The sequence below is a fragment of the Bradyrhizobium sp. YR681 genome, from assembly GCF_000282615.1.
GTDB lineage: Bacteria > Pseudomonadota > Alphaproteobacteria > Rhizobiales > Xanthobacteraceae > Bradyrhizobium.
Genome location: NZ_AKIY01000095.1, coordinates 1 through 4546, shown reverse-complemented (window position 1 = coordinate 4546; position 4546 = coordinate 1). Strand labels below are relative to the sequence as shown.

General features: G+C 64.4%; 4 protein-coding genes and 1 pseudogene. All 5 read right to left on the bottom strand.

Annotated elements, in window-relative coordinates:
* A pseudogene (locus PMI42_RS10415) lies at window positions 1–216 on the bottom strand (acetyl-CoA carboxylase biotin carboxyl carrier protein); the annotation flags it as partial.
* Between the two features lie 36 nt (window positions 217–252).
* Window positions 253–720 (bottom strand): type II 3-dehydroquinate dehydratase, encoded by a 468-nt coding sequence (gene aroQ, locus PMI42_RS10410; RefSeq protein WP_008133363.1) that lies wholly within the window; start codon window positions 718–720, stop codon window positions 253–255.
* Window positions 721–974: 254 nt separating this feature from the next.
* On the bottom strand, window positions 975–1796 hold the full coding sequence (locus PMI42_RS10405; RefSeq protein WP_008133362.1) for a DUF1236 domain-containing protein: 822 nt from the start codon (window positions 1794–1796) through the stop codon (window positions 975–977).
* Between the two features lie 220 nt (window positions 1797–2016).
* On the bottom strand, window positions 2017–2784 hold the full coding sequence (locus PMI42_RS10400) for a DsbA family protein (RefSeq protein WP_008133361.1): 768 nt from the start codon (window positions 2782–2784) through the stop codon (window positions 2017–2019).
* 100 nt (window positions 2785–2884) lie between these two features.
* Complete coding sequence (locus PMI42_RS10395) at window positions 2885–4285, bottom strand: M48 family metalloprotease (protein ID WP_008133359.1); 1401 nt, start codon at window positions 4283–4285, stop codon at window positions 2885–2887.
* Between the last annotated feature and the right edge of the window lie 261 nt (window positions 4286–4546).

The window sequence follows — 4546 nt, the reverse complement described above, 5'->3', positions numbered from 1 at the left end:
GGCGGCCGCTGCCACGGGCAGGGCGGCGGGAGCGGCTGCCATCGGCATCGTCGCGGCAACGCTGATGTTGCGGGCGACGCGCAGGCGCAGGCCGGCGCGTTCGATCTCGATCTCGGTGAGGCTGGTCTCGTCGAGCAGAAGCGCGAGCTCGCGGACGAGCGCGGAATCCTCGCTGGAAAACTTTGCGGCTGCTTTGTCGTCTGGCTGGCGCGCCATGTTCTTTATCCGAATGTTCTGTGTGAAGGGTGAGCGTCAGGCCTTGGACTTGATGCCGAGCTTGGCGGCAAGGCCCTGGATGGCGAGGCGGTAGCCCTCGATGCCGAAACCGCAGAGCGATGCGAAGGATGCGCGTGCGGTGTAGGAATGGTGCCGGAAACTCTCGCGGGCGTGGATGTTGGTCACGTGCACTTCGACGGTCGGGATCTGGACCGCGAGCAGCGCGTCGTGCAGCGCGATCGATGTGTGCGAATAACCGCCGGCATTGATGATGATGCCCTTCATCTTGCGCGCATGCGCCTCGTGGATGAAGTCGATCAGCTCGCCCTCGCGGTTGGACTGGCGGCAGTCGGCCTTGAGACCGAAGGTCGCCGCGGCCTCACGGCACAGCGCCTCGACGTCGGCCAGCGTCGCATGACCATATTTCTCGGGCTCGCGCGTCCCCAACATGTTGAGGTTCGGCCCGTTGAGAACGAGGATCGTGTCGGTTGCGAGTTCGGCCATTCCTATCCCGGCAGGTGCTTCAGCGTGGCGGGGTTATAGGTAACAAAGCGCGTGAGGGGAAGCCTTGAAGGACCTCCCAGGGGCCTTCAGGTACCTCATCCCCGGTGCAAAAACCTGTGCGGAAGCTACGGAAATTGCTTGTTAACCAGTTCTGATCGTGGCTGCCGGGCCGGACCGGCGGGGCAGGCGCCCCATCGGCCAAAAGCCCCCGCCGATGTCTCGGCAGGGGCTCATTTGGCACTCAGCGAGGCGGCTTAGCCTTCGATGATGTAGACGATCTCGCGCGTCTGCGGACGGACGATCACGTACTGGCCGTGGACGAAGATCACCTCATAGCCACGCCACTCCGGGTAGATTTCGACGATCCGGGGCGGCAGCGGATGGAAGCGCACCGACGCCGGGATCGCGGTGCCGACCGAGATGTTGAAGTTGACGTTGGTGGTCTCTTCGATCTTGGTCGACTTGATCGCCGTCGAAATCTCGGTCCGCTTCTCGGCGGGCGGCGCGGCGGTCGCGGTCGCAGAGGCGGTGCCGGTCGTGGTCTGAGACTTGCTGTCGGTCGACTTGTTGTCGCTCGCCTTGCTGTCCGCGCCCTTGGTCTGGGCGTTCATGTTGCCGCTCTTGGTGTCAGTCTCGGTGCTCTTGGACCGGTCCATCTGGGACTTGTCCATCGTGCTCTTCGACTTCTCCTGCGTGGACTTGTCCTGCGCGCCCTGGGCGTGCTCACCCTTCGCCGCGCCGGCCTTGTCGTCAGCCGCGTTCTTGTTCATCGCGCCGGACTTTTCCATGCTGCCGGACTTCTCCGCCGCGCCGGATTTCTCCATCGCGCCGGACGACTTCTCTTCGGCCGCTCCGCCGGGCTTCATGGCGCCGCCAGCCTGACCCACCGTGCCCTTCTCGGGAGCGGCTTCCTTGCCCATCGCGCCACGTTCAGCCGCGCCGCCGGCGGGCTGCGAGTGCTGCATCGGCTGCGCGCCGGCGCCACTCTCGTTCTTCATGGTGCCTTGTGCGTTCGCCAGACCGGTGCCGGCAAACAGCGCAAGCGCGGCAACCGAGATCATAAAGCGGTTAGTCATCGAATTCTCCTCACGTGTTTATTTGCGTCATTGCCCGCGCGAACAACGACAGGAGGTATCAGGAGTTCCGGAACATCTGGGGTTCCGCGGCATTTGTTTGTTGAACGCCAGATGAATGCGCGCGCCGGCTTTGCGACACGTTTGCAGCGGCGGCGGCGCAAAAGAAAAAGGCCGGCTTTTCAGCCGGCCTCCTTGCATGAGTAAATTCTGAAACGCGCGATTAGCAGGTCGCTTTGCCGCAGCGGGCGAGGCCGATCTTTTCCTTAAGGCCTTCGAGGCCGACGGCGCCGATCACGATCTGCTTGCCGATGACGTAGCTCGGCGTGCCGTTCATGCCCATCGCTTCGGCGAGCTTGAAGTTCTCCTCGATGGTGGCGCGCACCTCGGGGCTGGTGAGGTCCTTCTCGATCTTCGCGGTGTCGAGGCCGGCCTCCTTGGCCGCCTGCATCGCGCGCGCCTTATCGGCGGCGCCGCGGCCGCCGAGCAGCTTCTGGTGGAAGTCGAGATATTTCTTGCCGGTGGGATCCTGCATGCGCACGGCGACCGCGACCTGGGCGGCTTCCACCGAGCCCTGGCTCAGCACCGGAAACTCCTTCAGCACGACCTTCAGCTTCGGGTCGGCCTTCATCAGGCCGAGCATGTCGTCCATGGCGCGCTTGCAGTAGCCGCAATTGTAATCGAAGAACTCGACGAAGGTAACGTCGCCGTCCTTGTTGCCGAGCACGACCTGGCGCGGCGAGTTGAAGATCGCATCCGAGTTCTGCGCGATGCTGGCCTCGTGCTTCTGCGTTTCGGCCGCGGCCTGGCGCTTGGTGAGCTCGGCCATGGCGTCCTCGAGCACCTCGGGATGGGTGATCAGGTAGTTCTTGATGATCGCCTCGATGTCGGTACGCTGGGCATCGGAGAAGCTGTCGGCCGACGCGGGAACGGCTGCGCCGAACATGGCGAGCGCGAACAGCGCGGGAGCAAGCAGGCGCAGCGAAGGCATAGGCAAATCCTCTTATCCAAAGCAGGTTTCTGAAAACGTCCCGGCGGACCCAATGCCCGGTGTCGTGACGTCGTGTGTCAGGCGTCGTTCCAGTTTTTCGTCAGTTCCGTTGCGGCTTCGACGCCACGATGTCGTCGGCCTTGACCCATCCGGGCGTGCCGACGGCGAAACGGGTTTTCGCGCGCGTCGCAAGCTCGCGGGCGGTCTTGTTGTCGCCGCGCAGATAAGCGGCCTGCGCCGATGCGAGATCCGCCTCGGCATATTCTCCCTTCCGGCCATAGGCCATCGCCAGCTGCATGTAGCCGAGCGCCGCCTCCGGCTCCCGGGCCACCGCAGCGCGGAGAATCCGAACTGCGTCGTCGGTGTAGGCCTTATTATCGGACCCAACCAGAGCCTGCCCAAGTAACATCTCGATGAGGGGAGCGCTGTTCGAGAGTGCGACAGCCTTGCGCAGGGGCGCGATGGCCTCGGCGGGCTTGCCGCTTTCCAAAAGGGCCTGGCCGCGCACCTCGTAGAAGTACGGGTTGTTGGGCTGGACCTGGATCAGCGCGTCGATCTGGGCCAGTGCGCTGCGCAGATCCCCGTGCAGATAGGTGCTGATGGCCCGGGCATAGCGGGCCGGCATGCTGTCGTTCGACAAGGGATAGCGCCGGTAGACCGTCTCCGGCCGTTCCATGAAAGCCGAGATCTTGGCGCGCACCATGTCGTGCCGCAGCTGGAGCGCGGGATCGTCCTTCTTGTCCCAATAGGGACTGGCGCTGGCGAACTCCTGGAGCGCGGAGACGCGCTCGGCCGGCATCGGGTGCGACTGCAGGTAGGGATCGGCGCCGCGTGCCGCGAACAGGCTCTCGCTGGTGAAGCGCTTGAAGGTCTCGTACATGCCCTTCGGCGATTGCTGGGTCGCGGTCAGGAATTTCACGCCGGCGCGGTCGGCGTTCTCCTCCTGCTGGCGCTGATAGGACAGCAGCGAGCGGCGGATCATCTCCTGGGGGCCCGCGATCGCGGCCGCGCCGGCATTTGCCAGCCCGTTGTTGCCGGCGCTGCTGCTGCGGGTGCTGCCGACGGCGATCGCACCGGCGCCGAGCAGCATCGCGATGATCATCTGGGTCTGGGCGTTGGCGAGCTGCTCGCGCAGCTTGGACAGATGGCCGCCGGCCAGATGCCCGGTCTCGTGCGCGAGCACGCCGATGATCTGGTTCGGCGTTTCCGACTGGAGGATCGCGCCGTAATTGACGAAGATGCGGCGACCGTCCGCGACGAAGGCGTTGAAGGAGGCCTCGTTGACGATCACCATCTGGATGTTCTGCTTTTCCAGACCGGCGACGCGCAGGATCGGGCGGGTGTATTCGCGCAGCAGCTGCTCGGTCTCGGTATCGCGCAGGACCGGCGGCCCCTTGGCTTGCGCATGCGCCGCCGGCGCCGGCAACAGCGTGATTGCCGCGGCCGTGACCAGGGCGGTGAGAGCGGAGGCCTTCTTGCGCAATGCGATCTGGAGCAACATCAGGCGGACATGGTCAACAAGGGCTTGGTCAACAAGGGGCTTGGTCAAACGGTCTTGTTCAAGCAGTTTCGTGATTGGTTTTGGCGATTGGCGGCCGACCGGATACGCGATATGCCCTTATGAGCCGTATAATGCGGCCAGTCTGGGGCGCAAGCGCCCTGTTTTTCGGACCGGACGGACCGGTCCGCCAGCGAAATAGCAGAAATCGATGCACGATGCGACATTGAGGAACCGGTTGGGGCAGTGGCTCGAGCCCTCCCG